This window comes from Hyphomicrobium sp. GJ21, assembly GCF_001006785.1.
Lineage (GTDB): Bacteria > Pseudomonadota > Alphaproteobacteria > Rhizobiales > Hyphomicrobiaceae > Hyphomicrobium_B.
Genome location: NZ_CDHO01000002.1, coordinates 174,681 through 196,008, shown reverse-complemented (window position 1 = coordinate 196,008; position 21,328 = coordinate 174,681). Strand labels below are relative to the sequence as shown.

The window sequence follows — 21,328 nt, the reverse complement described above, 5'->3', positions numbered from 1 at the left end:
CACTGGAGCTCGCGCAGTGATTGTCTTCAACTTTCGCCCAATCCGAAATGTTGTAAGCGAGCTGAGACGTGAACCTTTTATGACAGTTTATCGCAGCCACATCTGCGTCAGAATGGACGCGAGTGCAACGACGCCGAAAGACCACGCCAGCAGTTTCCGGTCGCGTTACGCGACGACGTGGAAACCGTGGTCGGCATAGGATGTCGAGCCCGTCATGGCGCTTCCGGCGTCGCTTGCGAGAAAAGCTGAGATGCGCCCGATCTGTTCGATCGTCACCAGCTGATGATCCGGCGTGCGCTCGCGCGTCTTTTCCAAAAGCTCGTCGAAGCGATCTATCCCTGAGGCTGCGCGCGTCGCGACAGGCCCGGATGACAGCGCGTGCACATGGATGCGACGCGGCGCGAGATCGGAAGCGAGTGTCCGCACCGTCGCTTCCAGCGCGGCCTTAACCGGCCCCATGAGATTATAGTGCTCGACAACGCGGTTGGCGCCGAAGAAGCTCACCGTTTGCAGGCTGCCGCCATCGACCATCAAGGGCAGCGCCAGCTTCGCCATGCGGATGAAGGAGTGGCATGAAACATCCATCGCCATCGCGAAGCCTTCGGCCGAGCAAAGCACAAGACTGTTGTGCAAGTCCTCGCGTGGTGCGAACGCGATGGAATGTACGACGCCTTCGAGACGACCCCACGTCGCGCGAATGGTATCGAAAACGCTTTCCAACTCGCCTGGAATACGCACGTCGCACGGGACGATGATCGACGCGTTCAGTTCCTCCGCCAAGGGCCTTACGTGCGGTTCGGCCTTGGCGTTCAGGTACGTCACCGCGAGGTCGGCGCCAGCGGCCTTCAGCGCCTCGGCACAGCCATAGGCGATGCTGCTCTTGTTGGCGATGCCGACGACGAGCACGCGCTTGCCGGTAAGATCGACGATCGGTTTCATCAGGCCTCTCTGCTGGACTTCAAAAGCGCGCAGGCTTCGATGGCGATCACCTGCTCTTCGTCCGTCGGGATTACGAGAACGCCGACTTCGCTATCCTGCGCATCGATGCGTGTTGCGTTGGCGGCATTAGCATTGTCGTCCAGCGTGATGCCGAGCCACGCGAGGCGCGCGCAAACTTCCGCACGGATCGCGGGCTGGTGTTCACCGATGCCAGCTGTAAAAATCACGGCGTCGAGGCCGCCGAGCGTCGTCGCAAGCGCGGCGATCTCCTGCGCGATCCGATGCGTGAACAATTCGATCGCTTCGCGCGCCGCCGGTTGATCGCTGCCGAGCAAATCGCGGCTGTCGGCGCTTATTCCCGAGACGCCGAGCAATCCCGAGCGGTGATAGAGAATGTCTTCGACGCTCGCGAGCGACTGTCCTTGTTGCTTCAGGAGATGGATGACGACCCCCGGGTCGAGCGCGCCGCAGCGCGTCGCCATCGGGATTCCGTCGAGCGTCGAAAAGCCCATGCTCGTATCGCGGCTTTCGCCGTTTTCGAGCGCGCAGAGGCTCGCGCCGCTGCCAAGGTGCGCGGCGACGACACGTCCGGCTGCGAGATCGGGAGCAAGCTCGCGTAGCCTCGATGCCACGAATTTGTAGGACAGCCCGTGAAATCCGTATCGCTTGATTCCGGCGTCGAACATTTCACGCGGCAGGGCGAAGCGGCGGACGATGTCGGATTGCGTCCTATGGAACGCCGTGTCGAACGACGCCGTTTGCGGCAGGTCGGGGCGGAGATGCCGGATCGCGCGGATCAATCGGAGACTCTGCGGTTGATGCAGCGGCGCCAGATCGACAAAGCGCGCAATCGTCGCCAGCGTGTCATCGGTGATCAGAGTTGCACCGGAGAAAGCGTCCCCGCCATGCACGACGCGATGACCGGCCGCCGCTATTCCCTGAAGTGCGAAGTGATCGCTCAGCCAGCCGAGCGTTTCATCGATGAGTTCGTGCAGATCCTCGGTGACTTCGGCGCGCAAAGGAATGTCGGCAACGGTCGGACCTTCGACGACATGCAACAGCAGCGGCGTGCGTCTGAGATCGATGACGCCCCGGCCCAATCGCACAGGCCCGTCTTCGGCCATGCGGTAAAGGCCGAGCTTGATGGTCGATGAGCCCGGATTGAAGGTAATCAGAATTTCGCTCATGCGGTCGCGCTGGTCCGGTGTTCTGCGACGAGCTTGGCCAACGCGGCCGACACCAGACGCACGCGCAGCGTATCGGCTCGGCTGGTCAGGATGATCGGAACGCGCGCACCGAGCACGAGGCCGGCGGCGTCGGCGCCAGCGAGATAAATGAGCTGCTTGGCGAGCATGTTCCCCGCTTCCAGGTTCGGAACGACGAGAATGTCGGCGCGCCCCGCAACGGGCGACACGATCTCCTTGATGCGCGCGGAGTCGAGGTTGATGGCATTGTCGAACGCGAGCGGGCCGTCGACTTTCGCGCCGGTGATCTGACCGCGCGCCGCCATCACCGTCAGGGCGGCGGCTTCGAGCGTTGCGGGCATCGCGGGGTTGACGGTTTCGACGGCTGCGAGAACGGCGACCAAAGGCTCGGCGACGCCAAGCACGTGCATTAGGTCGACGGCGTTTTGGCAGATGTCGCGCTTCTGATCGAGCGTCGGCATGATGTTGATCGCCGCGTCCGTGACGATCAAGGGCTTGGGATACGAGGGCACGTCGAGCACATAGACGTGGCTGATGCGCCGCTCGGTGCGCAGGCCCGACTGCGCCGCGACGACGGCGCCGAGCAATTCGTCGGTATGAAGGCTGCCTTTCATCAACGCACGAACGGCGCCCGACGATGCAAGCTCGACGGCTTTGGCGGCGGCTGCGTGGCTGTGCTCGGTCGCCTCGATGCGCAAGCCTTCGATCGAAACACCGGCTTTCTCGGCAGCGGCGGCGATCTTGTGCGGTGGACCGATGAGCACCGGTTCGATGAGGCCTTCGAGCTTGGCTTCGATCGCGGCGGAGATTGCTTCCGGACTGCACGGATGCACGACGGCGGTCGGCAACGCGGGCAGCGATTTCGCCTGCTCGAGGAACTGATCGAAGCGGCCGTGACGACGGAGCGCGACTTCCGGCACCGGAATGCGCGGCAGGCTCAGTTTTTCGGTTGGCGCGATGACCGTCGCCTGGCCCGACAACACTTCCTTGCCGTTCTGGTTGACGCACAATGTATCGAGAACGACGCGCTTATCCGGCCCCTTCTCACGCACGGTGACGGTTGCCGTGACGGTATCGCCCGGCGCGACCGGACGGCGGAAGCGCAGGTCCTGGCCGAGGTAGATCGTTCCAGGTCCCGGTAGTTGCGTACCGAGCAGCGTGGACAGCAGCGCCGCAGTCCACATGCCGTGAATGACGACGTGACCGAATATATCTGTCGCCGCATATGCTGCGTCGAGATGGGCGGGATTGACGTCACCCGATGTCGCGGCGAACAGCTTGATGTCGTCTTCGCTCACAAACCGCGTGAGGGAGGCGCTCTCGCCAATTTCCAATTCGTCGAACGTGCGATTGGTCAGGCGGATCTGGGGGATTATAGCTGTCATCGTTGCAGCACATAGGTTCCGGGCGCGGCAGCAAGCGGCGAAATGCCTTTCGCCTCGCAGCCCATTGCGGGCGGTGAAACTCTTTGAGGCGAAGCGTGTGCCGCGAGCCAGTCGGTCCAGACCGGCCACCACGATCCGTTCTTCACGTTGGCCGCTGAAAACCATTCGTCGGCGCTGAGACAGATGTCGTTTCGCGCTTTCGTCAGAAGACGGAAATGGCGGTTCGCATGTCCGGGCTCATTGACGATGCCGGCGTTGTGTCCGCCGTTCGTAAGAACGAACGTGACGCCGGTATCCGCGAGATAGTGGATTTTATAAACCGACTTCCAGGGCGCGATATGATCGCGCTCGGTTCCGACCGCAAACACCGGAACGCGGATGTTCTGCAGCGCGATCGGATTGCCATCGACGACGTAGCGTCCGCTCGCGAGATCGTTGCGCAGGAACAGTTTGCGCAGATAATCCGAATGCATTTGGAAGGGCATTCGCGTTGCATCAGCGTTCCAGGCCATCAAGTCGATCATCTGGCTGCGCTCACCCATGAGATAGTCATGGATCATGTGCGACCAGATCAGGTCGTTGGATTTCAGAAGCTGGAACGCGCCGGCCATTTGCGAGGAGTCGAGCGTGCCGCTTTGGCCCATCAGAGCTTCGAGAAGCGCCACCTGGCTATCGTCGATAAACAGTTGCAGATCGCCCGGCTCAGTGAAGTCGGTCTGAGCCGCGAGCAAGGTGACGCTTGCAAGACGATCGTCGCCCGTTTCGCCCATCGCGGCCGCGGCGATGGACAGGAGCGTTCCGCCGAGACAGTAGCCGGCGGCGTGCACCGGCCGATCCGGCACGACCGCCGAAATCGTATCGAGCGCCGCCATCACGCCGAGCCGGCGATAATCCTCGAGTGAGAGATTGCGATCCTCAGCGGAGACGTTGCGCCAGGAGATGCAGAAAACCGTGAAGCCCTGGTCGACAAGAAATTTGATCAGCGAATTGTTCGGCGACAGATCGAGCACGTAATACTTCATGATCCAAGCCGGAACGATCAGGATCGGCTCCGCGTGCACGGTTTCTCCGGCCGGAGCGTATTGGATCAGCTCGATCAGGTGATTGCGGAAGATGACCTGGCCCGGTGTTGCCGCGACCGTCTCACCGACCTTGAACGCTTCAGCACCCGCAGCAAGTTTTCCGCCCGCGATCCGCTCTGCGTCCTCAAGCCAGATCTGCGCGCCTCTGACGAGATTGGCCCCGCCTTCGCGAAGCGTCTGCTGCGCGACGGCCGGATTTGCGAATGGAGAATTGGAGGGCGACCACATGTCGAGCCACTGGCGCACGGCGAATGACACGACAGCTTCATGATGTGGAGACACGCCCGGCACGCCGCGCGTCGCCGAGGACCACCAATCCTCGACAGCGCTAAAGGTATCGGCCCAGAACTGAAACGGAAACTGATTCCAGGCGTCGCCGGAAAAGCGAGGATCGCGCCGTGCAGGCGTTTTGCTATGACCCGCTCCGTCTTCGACCTCGGCGCCGGTGATGCCACGCGCCGCGCGCTGCATCGTGTCCGCAAGAAGCTGCCCATAGGCTTCGGCGAGCGCGATCCGCTTTCCGGGCGCCACGGCCAGATGCATGCTCCAATCCAGAACAGCCAGAGTTAGGCCGATCGGCGATAGACCGGATGTCATATGCCCAAGGCCGGCAAGCGCCGCCTGATCGATCAATTGCTCGGGTGTTTGGGCTTTCGGAATATCGATCGTCTGATTTGTATCTCGCAAGAGCGTCTCTCCGCGCGCATCACACATTGGCCACGCTTGGTTCGTTTGACGCTCCCTGCATCAGCTTATTTAATTTTTTCAGTATATAGTCTTGGATATATGAGAGAATTTTGACAACGACCAACGGCGCAATTGCGCGCAGCCGAGTTTGCACGTGTTACGTGCCTTCAGCCGGCGTGCCTGATTTAAGACTTCTTAAGCGCCAGCTTTTCGCCGCACAGGGTTGCTTCGCCAATCGGCCGCGCGCCTAAGAGGCCGCGGCCGATTGCGATTTACAAAGCAGCGCGCTTCAAGCGCCGCCATTTTGCGACGGCAAAATTAGCGGTTGGGAAGGAGAGCTTTGGCGGACCTAGCCACAACGATGTCGCTAGGTATTCTCCCGCATCTTTCTCGCTGCCTCGACCATGTTCTTCAATGCGGGAAGAACTTCGTCCCATTTGCGCGTTTTCAAGCCGCAATCCGGATTGATCCAGATTTGCTCCGGCGCGAGCCGCTCGCGCGCCTTCGCGATGAGGTTTGTCATCTCACCAACGCATGGGCATCTCGGCGAATGGATATCGTAGACGCCCGGCCCGATCTCGTTCGGATACTTGAACTCTGAAAAGCCATCGAGCAACTCCATCTGCGAGCGCGACGTCTCGATTGAAATGACGTCGGCGTCGAGCGCAGCAATCGCCTCCATGATGTCGTTGAACTCACCGTAACACATGTGCGTGTGGATCTGCGTCAGATCGGATGCTCCGGCCGCCGTGAGCCGAAAGCACTCGACAGCCCATTTGAGGTAAGCCTCCCTGTCCTTCAATCTTATCGGCAAGCCTTCGCGCAACGCCGGCTCGTCGATTTGAATGATGCCAATGCCCGCTTTTTCCAGATCGACGACCTCGTCGCGAATGGCGAATGCAATCTGCCGGCACGTGACGGAACGCGGCTGGTCGTCGCGAACGAACGACCATTGTAGGATCGTCACGGGGCCAGTGAGCATGCCTTTGATGGGCTTAGTCGTGAGCGACTGAGCGTAAGCCGACCAGCGGACGGTCATCGGCTTCGGTCGCGAGACATCGCCGAAAATGATCGGCGGCTTTACGTACCGGCTTCCATACGATTGAACCCAGCCGTTTTGCGTGAAGACGAATCCGGAAAGCTGCTCGCCGAAGTATTCCACCATATCGTTGCGCTCGAACTCGCCATGAACTAGCACATCGATGCCGAGGTTTTCCTGAACGCTGATAGCGTTCTCGGTCTCCTTCATAAGAAACGCGTCATATGTGGCATCATCGATGTCCCGGCGGCGATGCGCGGCGCGCGCTTTGCGGACTTCTTCCGTTTGCGGAAACGATCCAATTGTCGTCGTCGGGAATTTCGGCAAAGCGAAACGCTTGCGTTGCTTCGCCTGACGATGCTCGAAGGATCCGGCGCGATTGGCATCGCCAGACTTAGAGCCCGCGAGGCGCGCCGCGACGTTGGCATCATGAACGCGTGCCGACGACGCACGCGATTGTGCTGCCGCTGCGCTTGCCGCGAATGCTTCTTCTGCCGCTTGCTTGCCGCTACTGGCCGCACGCGTCAACGCTGCGAGTTCAGCGAGCTTTTGCTTCGAGAACGCCAGCCAGGACTTGAGTTCGTCGTCGAGCTTCGTTTCGCTGTCGAGATCGACCGGCGCGTGCAAGAGCGAGCACGACGGCGCAATCTGGAGGCTGTCAGGTCCCCGCGCAGCAATCGCCTTTTCGACCAGGCTGAAGGCGGCGTCGAGATCGGCCCGCCAAATATTGCGTCCATCGATGACGCCGAGTGACAGGGTGTGCGACTTCGGCCAAACCGACAGCACGGACGCAAGCTGCTCCGGCGCGCGAACGAGATCGATGTGCAGTCCGTCGATCGGCAGCGCTGCAGCAAGCGAAAGATTGTCGTCGAGCCGCTCGAAGTAAGTGGCAACGAGGATCTTCAGACCGCACTTCGACAGGGCCGTGTAGGCCTTACGAAAGGCGTCGCGCTGCGCGTCATTCAAATCCGTGCCGAGGATGGGTTCGTCGATTTGCACCCAATCCGCACCCTCAAAAGCAAGAGCCGTCAGAACTTCGGCGTAAACGGGTAACACGCGTTCGAGGAGCGACAGCGGATCGAGATCCGCACTTTTCGCCTTTCCGAGCGACAGAAAAGTGACCGGCCCCACCAGCACCGGCCGCGTATGGATGCCGAGCGCCTTGGCTTCCTTGAACTCGTCGATCGCCTTGCGCGACGCGAGCCGGAATTCCTGATCCTCGTAAAACTCCGGGACGATGTAGTGATAATTGGTATCGAACCACTTCGTCATTTCCATTGCGGGAGCCGCAGCGGACCCGCGCGCCATCGCGAAGTAGGTGTCGAGATCGACGCTGCCCTGCACTTCCGCGGTTTCCGCAACATCCGCCATCATCGCATAGGCATTGGAGGTCCGCGCCGATGGCGAAAACTTCGCGGAGGTTCCGGCGACATCGTTGCGATAGCGCGGGGGTACCGCGCCAAGCATCGCAGTCGTATCGAGAACCTGGTCGTAGAACGAAAAATCGTTCGAAGGGGTGATTTCAATCCCGAGATCGCGCTGAAGCTGCCAATGGCGCGCGCGAAGGTCGGCGCCGATTTTGCGTAGCGCGAGGTAATCAAGCTCCCCTTTCCAATAGCTTTCCGTCGCCTTTTTGAGTTCGCGCTTCAAGCCGATGCGCGGGAAGCCAAGGTTTGCAGACTGAACCATGCGCGTCTTGCCTTTCGAATGACTGGATAAGTTCAAGCGGCGGTTTGCGCCGCGACCGGTTGCGGGCGTCCGTGCTCATCGACGGCGACCATTTCGAAGCTGCCGCGCATTGCCACTTTGCGATCGGCTTTACCGAGCGTTTCGGCGACGACCTCGACCTTGACGGTCATTGAGGAACGCCCGACCCGCTCGACGCGCGCAATGAGTTCGACGAGCTGGCCGACGAGAACCGGCATATGGAAATCGACGCGGTCCGATCGCGCCATGACGACGCTCGCGCCTGCGCGGCGTGCGGCCGCAATCGCCGCCGCCTTGCTCATCAAGTTCAAAGCCGTTCCGCCGAACAGCGTGCCGTAATGATTGGCCTGTTCAGGAAACACGATTTCGGCAAAGCGCGTCTCGGCAAGATCAGACGACATCGCTCATTCCTTTGCTGGCGTATCGGGCACGCGCACGATCGGAACCATTTGATCGCCCCATTGGCCGCGGCCGTTGTGGACGCGATGAGCCCGCATCAGCTCGATCGACGCGCCGGCTTCGACGGCTTGATGAATTTGAAGATTGAGCCGGTGCAGCGTGTCGGCGACCTTCCGAATGGCTGCGTCGACATCGTGATTTTTGGGTCCGTTGAACGGCTCGGCCATGTTGATGATGTCCGCTGATCTCAAGGAAATAGCTCCCGCTTGGCGGCTTATTCGGCCGCTGGTCTCACTGCATCGTCATGGAATTGCGCTGTCTCGGTCGATGCCGACATGGCCGTCGTCGATGACGTTCCGCCGGTGATCGCAAGAGAAACGGCGTCGAAATATCCGGTGCCGACCTCGCGCTGGTGCCGCGTCGCGGTATAGCCGCGCGCTTCGCTCGCGAATTCGGCCTGCTGAAGTTCCGAGTACGCAGCCATGCCGCGATCGCGATAGCCTTGCGCAAGCTCGAACATGCCGTGGTTCAGCTGATGGAAACCGGCGAGCGTCACGAACTGGAACTTGTAGCCCATCGCGCCAAGCTCGGTCTGGAACTTCGCGATCGTCGCGGGATCGAGCTTCTTCTGCCAGTTGAATGACGGCGAGCAATTGTAGGCGAGCTTTTTGCCAGGATACTTGGCGTGAATGGCCTCGGCAAATTTACGCGCATGCTCGATGTTGGGTGTCGATGTTTCCCACCACAGCAAGTCTGCGTATGGCGCATAAGCGAGGCCGCGCGCGATGCAGGCGTCGACGCCGTTGCGCAGCGCGTAGAAGCCTTCGGCTGTACGATCACCCTTGACGATGAATTCGCGGTCGCGCTCATCGATATCGGACGTGATGAGCTTTGCCGACTCGGCGTCGGTGCGGGCAACGATGAGCGTTGCAACGCCCATGACGTCGGCGGCGAGTCGTGCCGCCACGAGATTGCGAATATGCGCTGCCGTCGGAATGAGAACCTTGCCGCCGAGGTGGCCGCACTTCTTCTCCGAAGCAAGCTGATCCTCGAAGTGGACAGCAGCGACACCCGCTTCGATGTAAGCCTTCATGATCTCGAAGCTGTTCAGCGGCCCGCCGAAACCGGCTTCCGCGTCCGCGACGATCGGAGCAAACCACGTCGCGACGCTCGACTTACCTTCCATGTGCTCAATCTGGTCAGCACGTTGCAGTGTACGATTGATGCGGCGCGCAAGCTCCGGACCGGCGTTCGCCGGATAGAGGCTTTGGTCGGGGTACATCGCGCTCGCCGTGTTGGCGTCAGCGGCGACCTGCCAGCCGGAGAGATAGATGGCTTTCAATCCGGCGCGGACCATCTGCATCGCCTGATTGCCGGTAACTGCGCCGAGCGCGTGCACATAAGGCTCGGTGTTGAGAAGTTGCCAAAGGCGCTTCGACGCGATCTCGGCGAGCGTGTATCGGATGGGCACCGAACCGCGCAGCTTCATGACGTCGGCAACGGAATAGGGTCGCTCGATCCCATCGAACCGGTCGGAAGCCGCATCGATTCCCAGCTGCACCATTTCCGAAGTCTTCATGCCGTCCTCGCTTGCCAAATGACTTTATATTCGCAATATCCGCATTCCGATGGCGCGCGAAACGCCTGAAATTGCGGAGTTTTGCGAGGCCATGGCTGCGAATTTGCGAATTTTGCGAATACTGAGGTCTGCATGAGAAAAGCGTTCATGGGCGTTCGCCTGAGGCGGCTCCGCGAGGAGCGCGGGCTAACGCAAGTCGCTCTGGCGCGGGCGCTCGAACTGTCCCCGAGCTATCTCAATCAGCTCGAGAAAAATCAGCGGCCGCTGACGGTTCCGATCCTCCTCAAGATCAACTCCGTGTTCGGCGTCGATGTGCAGCTTTTTTCCGAAGACGAGGAAGCGCGTCTCATCGCGGATTTGAAGGACGTGCTCGCGGACCCCGGCCTCGGCGAGCCCATTGCACTCACGGAGATTCGCGAAATTGCCGCCAACATGCCGGCGGTTGGACGCGCCATCGTTGCGCTGCAAGCGCGGTCTCGCCAAGCGTCCGAGCGCGCCGACGCGATGGCATCACGCTTCGGGCTGAGCGCGGAAGAGATCGAACCCGCGACGCTGATGCCCTACGAAAAAGTGCGCGACTATTTTTACGCGCATCACAACTACATCGCGGAGCTCGATGAAGCCGCCGAAGCGCTGTTCGGCAAAGCTCAGCTGGTGATCGGTGACGTTGCGACCGGACTGCGAGACTATCTGCGTTCGGAACACGGCGTCGATATCGTTATTGTTCCCGCAACCGATACGCTCTCCCCGCAACGGCGATTCAATCGCGCGCGGCGCACGCTTGAACTTTCCGCAAACCTCAATCCTGGCCAGCAGGCGTTCGAGATGGCGACGCAGCTTGCCTTCCTCGACATCGGCGACACGCTGGACCGGCTTGCGAAAGACGCCGCTGACGACAGCGATGAAACCTTCCGCCTCGCGCGCATTGGCCTCGCCAATCATTTCGCCGGCGCATTGGTGATGCCCTACACGCCGTTTCTCGCTGCAGCGGAAGCCCTGCGCTACGATATCGATCTGCTCGGCCAGCGCTTTGGCGTCGGCTTCGAAACGATCTGCCATCGCTTGAGCACACTGCAGCGTTCGGAAGCGCGCGGCGTTCCGTTCTTCTTCGTGCGCGTCGATCGTGCCGGGAATATCTCGAAGCGTCAGTCGGCGACGGATTTCCATTTTTCGCGCGTCGGCGGATCGTGTCCGCTCTGGAACGTGTACGAGGCATTTTCCACGCCCGGGCGTATTCTCACGCAGCTCGCGCAAATGCCGGACGGACGCACGTATCTTTGGGTTGCGCGAACGGTGTCGCGAGGGCACGGCGGCTTCGGTGCGCCGGTCAAAACCTTCGCAATCGGGCTCGGATGCGACCTCAGTCACGCGAACCGGCTCGTCTACGCGAAAGGCTTGAACCTCGCCAACTCAGGTGTTGCGGTACCGATCGGAGTGGGCTGCAAGGTCTGCGAGCGGCCGAATTGTCCTCAACGCGCTTTTCCGCCGATTGGAGGTCGCACCGCTGTCGATGAAAACGAGCGGCGCTTCACGCCTTATCCGGTTGCATAAAGGATCGACGGGAAGTCTCGGCGTGACGATCACGCCGCAGATCAACGCCCAGCCGCTCGCCGCCGGAAATTATTCAGACACCCTGCGGATCACGATCACACCGCAATAGAGCGTCGTTGTATCGAGCTTCAACGAATAATGTACTCGGCTTCCTACATGATTCTCGTATGGCGTCTTCGCTAGCCAGAACGATACGCTAGTTCATATGCCAGCCGTGACTGACGATGATGCTCTCGCCTGTCAGCGCATTGGTCTTGAAGGCGGCAAGAAACAGCGCAACTTCAGCGATATCCGTCACCATCGTGAATTGCTTATCGACAGTTTCGCCAAGCATCACCTCCTTGATGACGCGTTCTTCCGTGATGCCGAGTTCATGCGCCTGCTCCGGTATTTGTTTATCGACCAACGGCGTGCGCACAAATCCCGGGCAGATGACGTTGGCACGCACGCCGTGCGGGGCGCCCTCCTTGGCCATCGTTCGCGCCAGCCCGAGCAACCCATGCTTCGCCGTAACGTACGCGGATTTCAACGGCGAGGCTTCATGGCTATGCACCGAACCCATGTAGATGAGGACTCCGGAGCCCTGCTTGTACATGTGCTTGACGCAGGCTTTCGTCGTCAGGAACGCGCCGTCGAGATGGATGGCGAGCAGCTTCTTCCAATCCGCAAACGGAAAGTCCTCGATCGGATGCACGATCTGGATACCGGCATTCGAAACGAGAATATCGACCTTGCCGAATGCCGAGACGGTCGCCGCGACTCCGGCGTTGACTTCATCCTCCTTGGTGACATCCATGGCGACGGCAATCGCTTCCTTGTCACCGCCAAGCTCCTTCGCCGCCGCTTTCGCCGCATCGAGGTTGAGATCGGCGATCGCGACACGGCCACCTGCCTCGACGTAGCGCCGCGCGATCTGATGGCCGATACCGCTTGCTGCGCCCGTGACCAGGGCGACTTTTCCATCGAGTTTCATGACGCGCGCTCCTTTTTCGGATCGAGATAATCATAAACGACCTTGCCGAGGCCCAGCGTGAGATCGGCAAGAATATGTGTTGCTGAAATAATTTCGCGCACCGGAAGGTCCGCGACCGGCGCCAGCGCATGCGGCCTGAGATCGAGCGCCGCCGGGCCGCTCCACGCGCCCTTGATGACGACGTCTTCGAGACGGTAATCGACAAGTTCCAGAATGCGCGGGCTGCCATCGACGTGGGGAATGATCTTCAGAAGATAGTTCGGGATCGCCAGGGACTTGGCGACGGCCTTGAGGTCGAGCGCCTTATGCTTGTAGCCCATAGTTCCGGTGGCGATCCGGACGCTTCCGTAGTCGAGCGTGCCGACGAACGTATCCTTGTCTGGGGCGAGCGACGGCTGCGCGTATTTCTTTGGGAATCCCCAAAGCTCGCGCCCGCCGTAGATCGGCGGTCCGTCGTTCAGGAACATCGCATGCGTATAGCCGCCTGCGGCGCCATTGAGTGTGACCGGAATGACTTGTCCCGATTCCGTATAGTCGCCGAAGCCGGTCGAATCCGGCATGCGGATGAATTCGTATTTGACGATTGGCTCATCGAACGTGAGCGGTTCTGGCACGACGCGCTCGAGCGCGTCTTTATCGGTGCGATAAGTGATGATGAGATATTCGCGGTCGATAAAACGATAGGGGCCGGGAGGAAATGCCGGACTGGTCAGCGGCATGGCATAAGCATTTTTACGGACGTCGGCGATTTTCATCGGCGTTCTCCATTGCAGGCGGCTGGAGTTGCTTGGTGCAGTCGAGCACGAGCACGCCGTCCTTGGGCGGTTCGCGGTTTTTCCAGGCGTCGCTGCCAAGCGTGCTTTCGACATCGGCGCGCCCGGCCTGCCAGTGCTCATTGATGGTGTAACGCGAGAATTCGTAGTCGTTGGATTGCGTGGAGTATGCGGCGCGACGGTGAATAAGATGCACGAGCGTAATCGCAGCATTGCAACTGAAGCTCGACAGCAGCTTCCAGTCGAAGCCTGCCTTGATCTCATCGGAAACCAGACTATCGAGCCGCCGCACGGCACGCCGCAGCGATTGCAGAACCTTGAAGTAATCAGTGTTGAGACGCGTGCGGCTCGAATAGCGTATTTCTTTTTCGCGCATCTGCACGTCGAACAGCGTCTTCGGTATCGGACCGCGCGCGCTGAAGAGATCGATCTGAAAGATCGTCATGTCATCGCGCGGCAGCCCGCCGTCGAGAATGTATTGCAGCGGCGTATTCGAGACGATGCCGCCATCCCAATAAAGCTTGCCGTTGATTTCGACAGGCGGAAAACCCGGCGGCAGCGCGCCGGATGCCATGATGTGCTCGGGCGTGATGGTATCGTGCCTGCTGTCGAAATATTTGAGATTGCCCGTGTCGACTTCGACGGCGCCGATGCTGTACTGAACGGCGCTGGAATTCAGAATGTCGAAATCGACAAGCTCCAGCAGCGTCTCTTTAAGCGGATACGTATCGTAGAGGCTAATAGCATCCATCGTGCCCGGCAAATTGAAGACTGCCGGTGGATAGCGCGGAGTGAAAAATCCCGGAGCGCCCGTTGACGCGACAATCGCCGCACTCGTTTCGTTGAAAAGCTTGCGTGAGTTGTCATCGATCGCAATCGGGGGAAGCGTTAGGCGACTCGAAACGATATTCCAAAACTCTCGCAGTCGGGGTCGGCGATGCTCGGGCCGATTACCGGCGATGATGGCGGCGTTGACGGCGCCGATCGAAATACCCGCCACCCAGTCAGGTTCGATGCCCGCAGCGGAAAGAGCTTCGTAGGCGCCGGCTTGATAGGCGCCGAGTGCTCCACCGCCCTGCAGCACAAGCACGTTCTTCTCGCGATTGAGTTTCTGCTTCGCCATGTCCGTCGATCGGCCAGAGGGGAAAGGCTGTAGAAAAGGTCGCGTCAGGTATCTGGTTGTGAGGGGTGCGATATTTCAATGGGTCAGATCGTTGCGAGCACAGGCGAACAGCATCCGCCAGTCGCAATCCGCCGTCATAGAGAGTCACATTCCCGTTAACCCGCCCTGTTGCCGCCCGACTGTGCGGGAACACTGAAATCCGAGGGGGCGAATTTGGTTTACGCACTACTCCACTCACCTGCTCGCGGGGCCGGAGGATGCGACGGAGCGGCGATCCTGTTTGGCCTCAGGCGCGTAAGTCAAAATTCACATTATGAATTTGATTTCGATCTTTTTGCTTTCCGATAACGTGATGCGACGGGTACGAAGCGTATCCTTTGGAGTATTTTCATGCCGCCGGGTTTTCGACGGGCGGCCGTCAATATTTTCTGCCGCTAGATACGCAAGCCGGCATCACTCGCTCTCCTTCGGTATTCATTTGGGCAGTTGACCGACCGCATAAATCGTGTAGCGACACAGTCTTCCTTGTGGACACGAGCATGCAGCCGCCGCCGAATCCTCTTTCCGTCCTCGTCATCGACGAAAACCGGCTGCGCGCGTCGGTGATCGAGGCCGGACTGCGAGATGCCGGTTATGTCAACCTGACGATCGTCCATGACGTCGTCGGTATCGCACGGCGCATTGCCGAGATCGAGCCTGATGTCATCGTCATCGACCTCGAGAATCCCAATCGCGATATGCTCGAAAACATGTTTCAGCTTTCGCGTGCGGTGAAGCGGCCGATCGCAATGTTCGTCGATCACTCGGATAGTGCATCGATCGAGGCAGCAGTCGATGCCGGTGTCTCCGCCTATGTCGTCGATGGCTTAAAGAAAGAACGCGTCAAGCCACTCTTGGACATGGCGATCTGTCGTTTCAACGCCTTTTCGCGCATGGTCCGCGAACTCGAAGAAGCGCGATCCGAACTCGAAAACCGCAAGCTTGTTGACCGTGCCAAGGGCATCCTCATGGCGACACGAGGCCTTTCAGAGTCGGAAGCTTATGCCCTTCTGCGCAAAACCGCGATGAACCAGAACCGAAAGATTGGGGAGATTGCCGAAGGTTTGATAACGGCGGCCGGGCTTCTGTCGCCGCGTGAGGGGGAGCGATAATCGTGGGCGGCGCAAACCAGATAACGGCGGGCTTCTTGCCGCTTTTAGACAGTGCGGTTCTTGTCGTCGCGAAGGAGCTGAACTTTGCGCAGGCTGAGGGCATCGATCTTGCCCTGGCGCGTGAAACCTCGTGGGCGAACATTCGCGATCGATTGGCCGTGGGGCATTTTCAGGTCGCTCATGTTCTTGCGCCGATGCCAATCGCCTGCAATCTCGGTCTGACGCCCCTCGTCGTGCCGACGATCGTCCCGATGGCGCTCGGTCTTGGTGGAAATGCGGTTACGGTCTCGAATGCCTTGTGGACCGACATGGTGGACAAGGGAGCAAGGGCCGACTTCGATCCGGCGGTGACTGGCCGGGCGTTGAAAGCTGTCGTCGCAGACCGCAACGCTTCCACATCGAAGCCGATGTTGCGCTTCGCCGTGGTCCATCCTTACTCAGGGCACAACTACGAATTTCGCTATTGGCTGGCATCCTGCGGAATCGATTCATCACGCGATGTCGAGATCGTCATTGTTCCACCTCCGCTGATGTTGGACGCATTGGCGAGCGGCACAATCGATGGCTACTGCGTGGGCGAGCCTTGGAATACGGCGGCTGCTCTTGCCGGAAAGGGACATATCGCAACGGTCAAAGCCGCGATTTGGCGGTCCAGTCCGGAAAAGGTCCTGGGTGTAAGCGCGCGTTGGGCGGAAGAAAATCTCGATGCGCTTTCCGCGCTTCTGCGGGCGCTTTGCAAGGCTGCGGAATGGTGCGGCAATGCGCGAAATCGAGGGGATCTCGCGCGCATTCTGGCCGAAAGAACCTATGTCGGCCGGCCTCGCGAGTGGCTGCTCCCGGCGCTCGAGGGAGAATTGCCGGACGGAAGCGGAGACACGAAAGCGGTCGCAGATTTCTTTGTTCCGTTCGCGAAGGCCGCGACGTTTCCGTGGAAGAGCCACGCACTCTGGTTCTATTCGCAGATGGTCCGTTGGGGACAAATCCAACACAGCGCGGAACATGTGAGGATTGCGCGCGAGACATACCGGCCCGACCTCTATCGAGCGGCATTGAAGCCGCTGGGTATCGCGCTTCCGGTCGCGAATGCCAAAGTGGAGGGCGCGCTCACCGCCGCTACCCCTGTCGGGTCATCCGGCGCCAGCTTGGTGCTAGGTCCGGACGGCTTTTTCGACGGCGGCTTGTTCGATCCCGACAAGCTCGATTCCTATATAGCGAGCCAGAAGCTCTGAGCTTGCGCTGCACAAATTTTGCGCCGAAGCGGTGTTAAACTGCTGAATGTTTGGACTTGCGATGCCTTCGCAGGTGCCGCATCGTCAAGAAGACTCGAGTTGAAGGTCTTGTACCCAGCTCACCTAAGCTGCGCGCGTTGCGCGCTTAGGATTTCATCCGCGTCCAATGGCGGGCGCTCCATAGGCAAAGCTGCCGATCAAGCCTTCACACCCTCGTAGGAGGGGTGCGAGCGCTTGGCCGGCAGCTTTTTTGTTTTGCGCAATGACCGGGAGCATCTAATGCGCACACAAGAAAGTTCCGTTCTCACGGTATCGACGCCCGAGGGCCGCGCCCTGTGGGTTTCCACGTTTGCGTTCACGGCCTGCTTTGCAGTCTGGACGATTTTCGCAATCATTGGACTCCGCATCAAAGATCAACTCGGTCTGACTGAAGCGGAGTTCGGATTGCTCGCGGGAACACCGATTTTGACGGGTTCTCTGGCTCGCATTTTCCTCGGAATCTGGACAGATCGCTATGGTGGGCGCCTCGTCTTCACGGTGAACATGCTCGCCGCGAGCGTTGCGACGGCGCTTCTCATCTTCGCCCAAACGTACCCTCAAATGCTTTTGGCGGCACTCGGAATAGGCCTTGCGGGAGGCTCGTTCGCTGTCGGCATTGCTTATGTCTCGAGGTTTTTCCAGCAGGGGCAACAAGGGACGGTGCTCGGAATCTTCGGCGCCGGAAATGTGGGCGCCGCGGTCACGAAATTTCTCGCTCCCTTTGCGCTCGTGGCATGGGGCTGGCACACGGTCGCGCTGATCTGGGCTGCAGTGCTCGCGGTCATTGCGGTCATATTCTGGCTGACGACGACCGATGATCCGATAATGGTCGAACGCCGCAGAACCGGCGAAGCGCCAAAAGCCTACGCGATGGAACTCGCGACGCTGAAAGACATCCGCGTGTGGCGCTTTGCAATGTACTATTTTTTCACATTTGGTGCCTTCGTCGCGCTCGCGCTCTGGCTGCCCCGTTACCTCATTGGCGTCTACGGCTTCGACATCGAGACCGCGGGCATGGTTGCGGCCGCATATTCCATCCCGGCGAGTATCTTTCGCGCCTACGGCGGTGTTCTGTCGGACCGCATCGGCGCGCGGACAGTGATGTATTGGTGCTTTGGCGTCGCCGCCATCGCAACATTCGTGCTGTCGCTGCCGCCGACCGACTATGTCATGCATGGGACACACGGTCCGGTCTCGGCGCATTTCGAAATCAGTCCGCTCGTCTTCATCGGCATGACTTTTGTGCTCGGCTTTTTCATGAGCATCGGAAAGGCTGCCGTCTACAAGCACATCGCGACCTACTACCCGGACAACGTCGGCTCTGTCGGCGGACTTGTGGGCATGATCGGCGGGCTCGGTGGTTTCATCCTGCCTATCGCATTCGGCTTTCTCGCTCAGGCGACGGAGCTTTGGACAAGCTGCTTCATGCTTCTCTTCGTCATCGTCGTCTCCCTCTTCGTCTGGATGCACATTTCGGTACGGCGCATAGGCCGAAGCGCAAACGCTTCTACCTCGCAGTCTGACGTCGCCGACACGCATCTCGCACACGCCGGAGGCCGGGCATGAGCCATCTTCGACGTGAGCAAATTCTCGAACCGTTCGCCCGCGCAACGAAACCCACAGCCGAAGTGAAGCCGCCTTTCGAGGGCGACACCATGGGGACTTCACAGCCATGACCGAAAAACTCGTCATCATCGGAAACGGCATGGCGCCGGGCCGCATGCTCGAGCATCTGCTCGAGAGTTCGCCGGAGCACTACACCGTCACGATCTTCAACGCCGAGCCGCGCGTCAATTACGATCGCATCATGCTCTCGCCCGTTCTGTCGGGCGAAAAAAGCTACGAGCAGATCATCATCCACGGTGACGGCTGGTACATCAAGAATGGCATCACCCTTTACAAGGGGCACAAGATTGTCGCGATTGATCGTACCGCCAAGACCGTGACGTCTGACCACGGCGTCGTCGAAAACTACGACAAACTCGTCATCGCTACGGGCTCGGTACCGTTCATCCTTCCGGTGCCGGGCAATAATCTGCCGGGCGTTTTGAGCTATCGCGATCTTGACGATGTCAACGCCATGCTTCTCGCGGCGCAATCGCGTGCGAAGGCTGTCGTCATCGGTGGTGGGCTCCTCGGTCTTGAGGCTGCCGCGGGTCTTGAAGCTCAGGGCACGGACGTCACAGTCCTGCATCTGATGCCGACACTGATGGAGCGTCAGCTCGATCCGGCGGCCGGGTATCTTTTACAGCGGGCTATAGAAGATCGCGGCATCAAGGTTATCTGCAAGGCCAATACGAAAGCTATCCTGGGCGACAAGAAAGTCGAAGGCGTCGAGCTTGCGGACGGTCGCGTCATTCCTGCGACGCTGGTTGTGATGGCAGCAGGCATCAAGCCGAATATTACACTTGCGAAGGACGCGGGGCTCTCCACCAATCGCGGAATCCTCGTCGATGCGGGAATGCACACATCCGATCCCGATATCCTGGCTGTCGGTGAATGCGCCGAAGTTGGCGGTCATGTCTACGGACTTGTCGCGCCGCTCTACGAAATGGCACGCATCGCCGCCGCACATCTCGCCGACAAAGCAAGCACGGCCGCGTTCGTCCATAACGACACGCCGACAAAACTTAAAGTTACCGGTATCGAGCTCTTTTCGCTCGGTGATTTCGCGGACGGTGAAGACCGCCACGAAATTGTCCTGCGTGATGCGTCCGCCGGCGTCTACAAGCGGCTCGTTCTGAAAGACAACCGCATCATCGGCACGGTTCTCTACGGCGAGACGGCCGATGGCGCTTGGTTCAACGACCTGAAAAAGAAGCAGGTCGATATCACCGACATGCGCGATACGCTGATTTTCGGGCAAGCCTATCAGGGAGGGTCCCCCCTCGACCCTATGGCGGCCGTTGCAGCCTTGCCAGATGACGCGGAAATCTGTGGCTGCAACGGCGTCTGCAAGAGCAAGATCGTCGGTGCTATTCAGGAAAAAGGTTTGACGTCGCTGGATGCTGTACGCGCCCACACCAAGGCGTCGGCCTCGTGCGGCTCATGCACAGGCCTCGTCGAGCAACTGATGTCTTTGACGCTCGGCGACTCCTACAATCCAGCAGCTGTGCAACCAATGTGCGGATGCACGGCGTTCGGGCACGACGATGTCCGCCGACTGATCAAAGCCAAGAACCTCAAGAACATCTACGCCGTCATGCAGGAGCTGGAATGGGCGACGTCGTGCGGATGCGCCAAATGCCGTCCGGCATTGAACTACTATCTGGTCTGCGATTGGCCCGGTGAGTATGCCGACGATTATCAGTCGCGCTTCATCAACGAGCGCGTGCACGCCAATATTCAGAAGGACGGAACGTATTCGGTCGTACCGCGCATGTGGGGCGGCGTGACGAGTTCAAAAGAGCTGCGTGCCATCGCCGACGTCGTCGACAAATTCGACATTCCGACCGTGAAGGTCACCGGCGGTCAGCGTATCGACATGCTCGGCATCAAGAAGGAAGACCTACCGGCGGTGTGGGCCGATCTCGGTAAGGCTGGCTTCGTCTCCGGCCATGCCTACGCCAAGGGCCTGCGCACGGTTAAGACGTGCGTCGGCACCGACTGGTGCCGCTTCGGAACGCAGGATTCGACCGGGCTCGGCATCCGCATCGAGAAATTCATGTGGGGCTCGTGGACGCCCGCAAAGGTCAAGATGGCGGTTTCTGGCTGTCCGCGAAACTGTGCCGAGGCGACGTGCAAGGACGTCGGCGTCATTTGTGTCGATTCCGGCTACGAGATTCATTTTGCGGGAGCTGCGGGCCTCGATATCAAGGGCACGGAGGTCCTTGGCATCGTCAAGACCGAGGACGAAGCGCTCGAAGTCATCGTCGCGCTTGTTCAAATGTACCGCGAACAGGCCCGCTATCTCGAGCGCATCTACAAATGGGCGAAGCGCGTCACGATTGCCGAGGTGCGCCGTCAGGTGCTCGACGACGTCGAGAAGCGCAGGTCTTACTTCAACCACTTCGTCTATTCGCAGCAGTTCGCCCAGGTCGATCCGTGGTCGGAGCGTGTCTCAGGCCTTCACAAGCATGAGTTCAATCCGATGGCGACAATCGGCATAGCGCTAGCGGCGGAGTGACAAAATGAGCTGGTTTGCGATCGGCAGCATCGCCGATATTCCACAGCGCGGCGCGCGCTGCGTCGAAACTCCGCAAGGTAAGATCGGCGTGTTTCGAACGATGGATGATCGTGTCTTCGCGATCGAAGATCATTGCCCACATCGGGGTGGACCGTTGAGCCAAGGCATCGTGCACGGGACGGCGGTGACCTGCCCGTTACACAATTGGTCCATTTCCCTCGAGACGGGCAAAGCATTGGGGGCCGACAAAGGCTCCGTGCGCACGATCCCGATCAAGGTCGAGGATCAGCAGATTTTCATCGCGCTCATCGTCAAAGCCGATCGCGCAGCTTGAGGGCGGA

The 21,328-nt window shown here is 59.8% G+C and carries 17 protein-coding genes; 6 read left to right on the top strand and 11 right to left on the bottom strand.

Features of this window, described 5'->3' with window-relative positions; genetic code table 11:
* Positions 1–165: 165 nt before the first annotated feature.
* The 8 genes from fabI to aceA form a co-directional block, all read right to left on the bottom strand.
* Positions 166–939 carry an enoyl-ACP reductase FabI gene (gene fabI, locus HYPGJ_RS03945; protein ID WP_046845998.1) on the bottom strand — a complete coding sequence of 258 codons (774 nt, stop codon included), beginning with the start codon at positions 937–939 and terminating at the stop codon, positions 166–168.
* Positions 939–2,126, bottom strand: coding sequence for an acetate/propionate family kinase (locus tag HYPGJ_RS03940; RefSeq protein WP_046845997.1), 1,188 nt, complete (start codon positions 2,124–2,126; stop codon positions 939–941). Before HYPGJ_RS03940 ends, fabI begins: the two co-directional genes overlap by 1 nt.
* Positions 2,123–3,529 carry a bifunctional enoyl-CoA hydratase/phosphate acetyltransferase gene (locus tag HYPGJ_RS03935; protein ID WP_046845996.1) on the bottom strand — a complete coding sequence of 469 codons (1,407 nt, stop codon included), beginning with the start codon at positions 3,527–3,529 and terminating at the stop codon, positions 2,123–2,125. The genes HYPGJ_RS03940 and HYPGJ_RS03935 overlap by 4 nt, the downstream gene beginning before the upstream one ends.
* A complete protein-coding gene (locus HYPGJ_RS03930; RefSeq protein ID WP_046846689.1) occupies positions 3,526–5,298 on the bottom strand; it encodes an alpha/beta fold hydrolase in 1,773 nt (590 codons plus the stop codon). Before HYPGJ_RS03930 ends, HYPGJ_RS03935 begins: the two co-directional genes overlap by 4 nt.
* Positions 5,299–5,665: 367 nt before the next feature.
* Positions 5,666–8,026 carry a 5-methyltetrahydropteroyltriglutamate--homocysteine S-methyltransferase gene (gene metE, locus HYPGJ_RS03925; protein WP_046845995.1) on the bottom strand — a complete coding sequence of 787 codons (2,361 nt, stop codon included), beginning with the start codon at positions 8,024–8,026 and terminating at the stop codon, positions 5,666–5,668.
* Between the two features lie 32 nt (positions 8,027–8,058).
* A complete protein-coding gene (locus HYPGJ_RS03920) occupies positions 8,059–8,445 on the bottom strand; it encodes an acyl-CoA thioesterase (protein ID WP_046845994.1) in 387 nt (128 codons plus the stop codon).
* 3 nt (positions 8,446–8,448) lie between these two features.
* Positions 8,449–8,694: a hypothetical protein gene (locus HYPGJ_RS03915; protein ID WP_244466005.1), complete on the bottom strand. Its 246-nt coding sequence runs from the start codon at positions 8,692–8,694 to the stop codon at positions 8,449–8,451.
* A 23-nt stretch (positions 8,695–8,717) separates the two neighbouring features.
* Positions 8,718–10,007, bottom strand: a complete 1,290-nt coding sequence (gene aceA, locus HYPGJ_RS03910; protein ID WP_046846688.1) for an isocitrate lyase — start codon at positions 10,005–10,007, stop codon at positions 8,718–8,720.
* Positions 10,008–10,154: 147 nt separating this feature from the next.
* Between aceA and HYPGJ_RS03905 the strand changes: the two genes are divergently transcribed.
* On the top strand, positions 10,155–11,573 hold the full coding sequence (locus HYPGJ_RS03905) for a short-chain fatty acyl-CoA regulator family protein (RefSeq protein WP_046845993.1): 1,419 nt from the start codon (positions 10,155–10,157) through the stop codon (positions 11,571–11,573).
* A 196-nt stretch (positions 11,574–11,769) separates the two neighbouring features.
* On the opposite strand, the gene HYPGJ_RS03900 is transcribed toward HYPGJ_RS03905, so the two are convergent.
* The 3 genes from HYPGJ_RS03900 to HYPGJ_RS03890 are packed head-to-tail and all read right to left on the bottom strand — an operon-like array spanning position 11,770 to position 14,442.
* Entirely contained in the window at positions 11,770–12,546 is a 777-nt protein-coding gene (locus HYPGJ_RS03900; protein ID WP_046845992.1) for a 3-hydroxybutyrate dehydrogenase, read from the bottom strand.
* Positions 12,543–13,301, bottom strand: a complete 759-nt coding sequence (locus HYPGJ_RS03895) for an acetoacetate decarboxylase (RefSeq protein WP_046845991.1) — start codon at positions 13,299–13,301, stop codon at positions 12,543–12,545. Before HYPGJ_RS03895 ends, HYPGJ_RS03900 begins: the two co-directional genes overlap by 4 nt.
* Entirely contained in the window at positions 13,279–14,442 is a 1,164-nt protein-coding gene (locus HYPGJ_RS03890; protein WP_046845990.1) for a patatin-like phospholipase family protein, read from the bottom strand. The genes HYPGJ_RS03895 and HYPGJ_RS03890 overlap by 23 nt, the downstream gene beginning before the upstream one ends.
* 539 nt (positions 14,443–14,981) lie before the next feature.
* Between HYPGJ_RS03890 and HYPGJ_RS03885 the strand changes: the two genes are divergently transcribed.
* The 5 genes from HYPGJ_RS03885 to nirD all read left to right on the top strand — a co-directional run bounded on the left by HYPGJ_RS03885 (position 14,982) and on the right by nirD (position 21,321).
* Positions 14,982–15,593: an ANTAR domain-containing response regulator gene (locus HYPGJ_RS03885; protein WP_046845989.1), complete on the top strand. Its 612-nt coding sequence runs from the start codon at positions 14,982–14,984 to the stop codon at positions 15,591–15,593.
* A gap of 2 nt (positions 15,594–15,595) precedes the next feature.
* Positions 15,596–16,822, top strand: a complete 1,227-nt coding sequence (locus HYPGJ_RS03880; protein ID WP_046845988.1) for a CmpA/NrtA family ABC transporter substrate-binding protein — start codon at positions 15,596–15,598, stop codon at positions 16,820–16,822.
* A gap of 279 nt (positions 16,823–17,101) precedes the next feature.
* The gene (locus HYPGJ_RS03875) at positions 17,102–18,427 is read left to right on the top strand and encodes a nitrate/nitrite transporter (RefSeq protein ID WP_046845987.1); all 1,326 of its coding nucleotides are present in this window, start codon (positions 17,102–17,104) and stop codon (positions 18,425–18,427) included.
* Between the two features lie 106 nt (positions 18,428–18,533).
* Positions 18,534–20,987 carry a nitrite reductase large subunit NirB gene (gene nirB / locus HYPGJ_RS03870; RefSeq protein WP_046845986.1) on the top strand — a complete coding sequence of 818 codons (2,454 nt, stop codon included), beginning with the start codon at positions 18,534–18,536 and terminating at the stop codon, positions 20,985–20,987.
* Positions 20,988–20,991: 4 nt separating this feature from the next.
* Positions 20,992–21,321: a nitrite reductase small subunit NirD gene (gene nirD / locus HYPGJ_RS03865; RefSeq protein ID WP_046845985.1), complete on the top strand. Its 330-nt coding sequence runs from the start codon at positions 20,992–20,994 to the stop codon at positions 21,319–21,321.
* The last annotated feature ends 7 nt before the right edge of the window (positions 21,322–21,328 follow it).

What these genes read in the sequence shown, in the direction of transcription:
- fabI (WP_046845998.1), bottom strand. Translation starts at nt 939, where the DNA reads ATGAAACCGATCGTCGATCTTACCGGCAAGCGCGTGCTCGTCGTCGGC.
- HYPGJ_RS03940 (WP_046845997.1), bottom strand. Translation starts at nt 2,126, where the DNA reads ATGAGCGAAATTCTGATTACCTTCAATCCGGGCTCATCGACCATCAAG.
- HYPGJ_RS03935 (WP_046845996.1), bottom strand. Translation starts at nt 3,529, where the DNA reads ATGACAGCTATAATCCCCCAGATCCGCCTGACCAATCGCACGTTCGAC.
- metE (WP_046845995.1), bottom strand. Translation starts at nt 8,026, where the DNA reads ATGGTTCAGTCTGCAAACCTTGGCTTCCCGCGCATCGGCTTGAAGCGC.
- HYPGJ_RS03920 (WP_046845994.1), bottom strand. Translation starts at nt 8,445, where the DNA reads ATGTCGTCTGATCTTGCCGAGACGCGCTTTGCCGAAATCGTGTTTCCT.
- aceA (WP_046846688.1), bottom strand. Translation starts at nt 10,007, where the DNA reads ATGGTGCAGCTGGGAATCGATGCGGCTTCCGACCGGTTCGATGGGATC.
- HYPGJ_RS03905 (WP_046845993.1), top strand. Translation starts at nt 10,155, where the DNA reads ATGAGAAAAGCGTTCATGGGCGTTCGCCTGAGGCGGCTCCGCGAGGAG.
- HYPGJ_RS03900 (WP_046845992.1), bottom strand. Translation starts at nt 12,546, where the DNA reads ATGAAACTCGATGGAAAAGTCGCCCTGGTCACGGGCGCAGCAAGCGGT.
- HYPGJ_RS03895 (WP_046845991.1), bottom strand. Translation starts at nt 13,301, where the DNA reads ATGAAAATCGCCGACGTCCGTAAAAATGCTTATGCCATGCCGCTGACC.
- HYPGJ_RS03890 (WP_046845990.1), bottom strand. Translation starts at nt 14,442, where the DNA reads ATGGCGAAGCAGAAACTCAATCGCGAGAAGAACGTGCTTGTGCTGCAG.
- HYPGJ_RS03885 (WP_046845989.1), top strand. Translation starts at nt 14,982, where the DNA reads ATGCAGCCGCCGCCGAATCCTCTTTCCGTCCTCGTCATCGACGAAAAC.
- HYPGJ_RS03875 (WP_046845987.1), top strand. Translation starts at nt 17,102, where the DNA reads ATGCGCACACAAGAAAGTTCCGTTCTCACGGTATCGACGCCCGAGGGC.
- nirB (WP_046845986.1), top strand. Translation starts at nt 18,534, where the DNA reads ATGACCGAAAAACTCGTCATCATCGGAAACGGCATGGCGCCGGGCCGC.
- nirD (WP_046845985.1), top strand. Translation starts at nt 20,992, where the DNA reads ATGAGCTGGTTTGCGATCGGCAGCATCGCCGATATTCCACAGCGCGGC.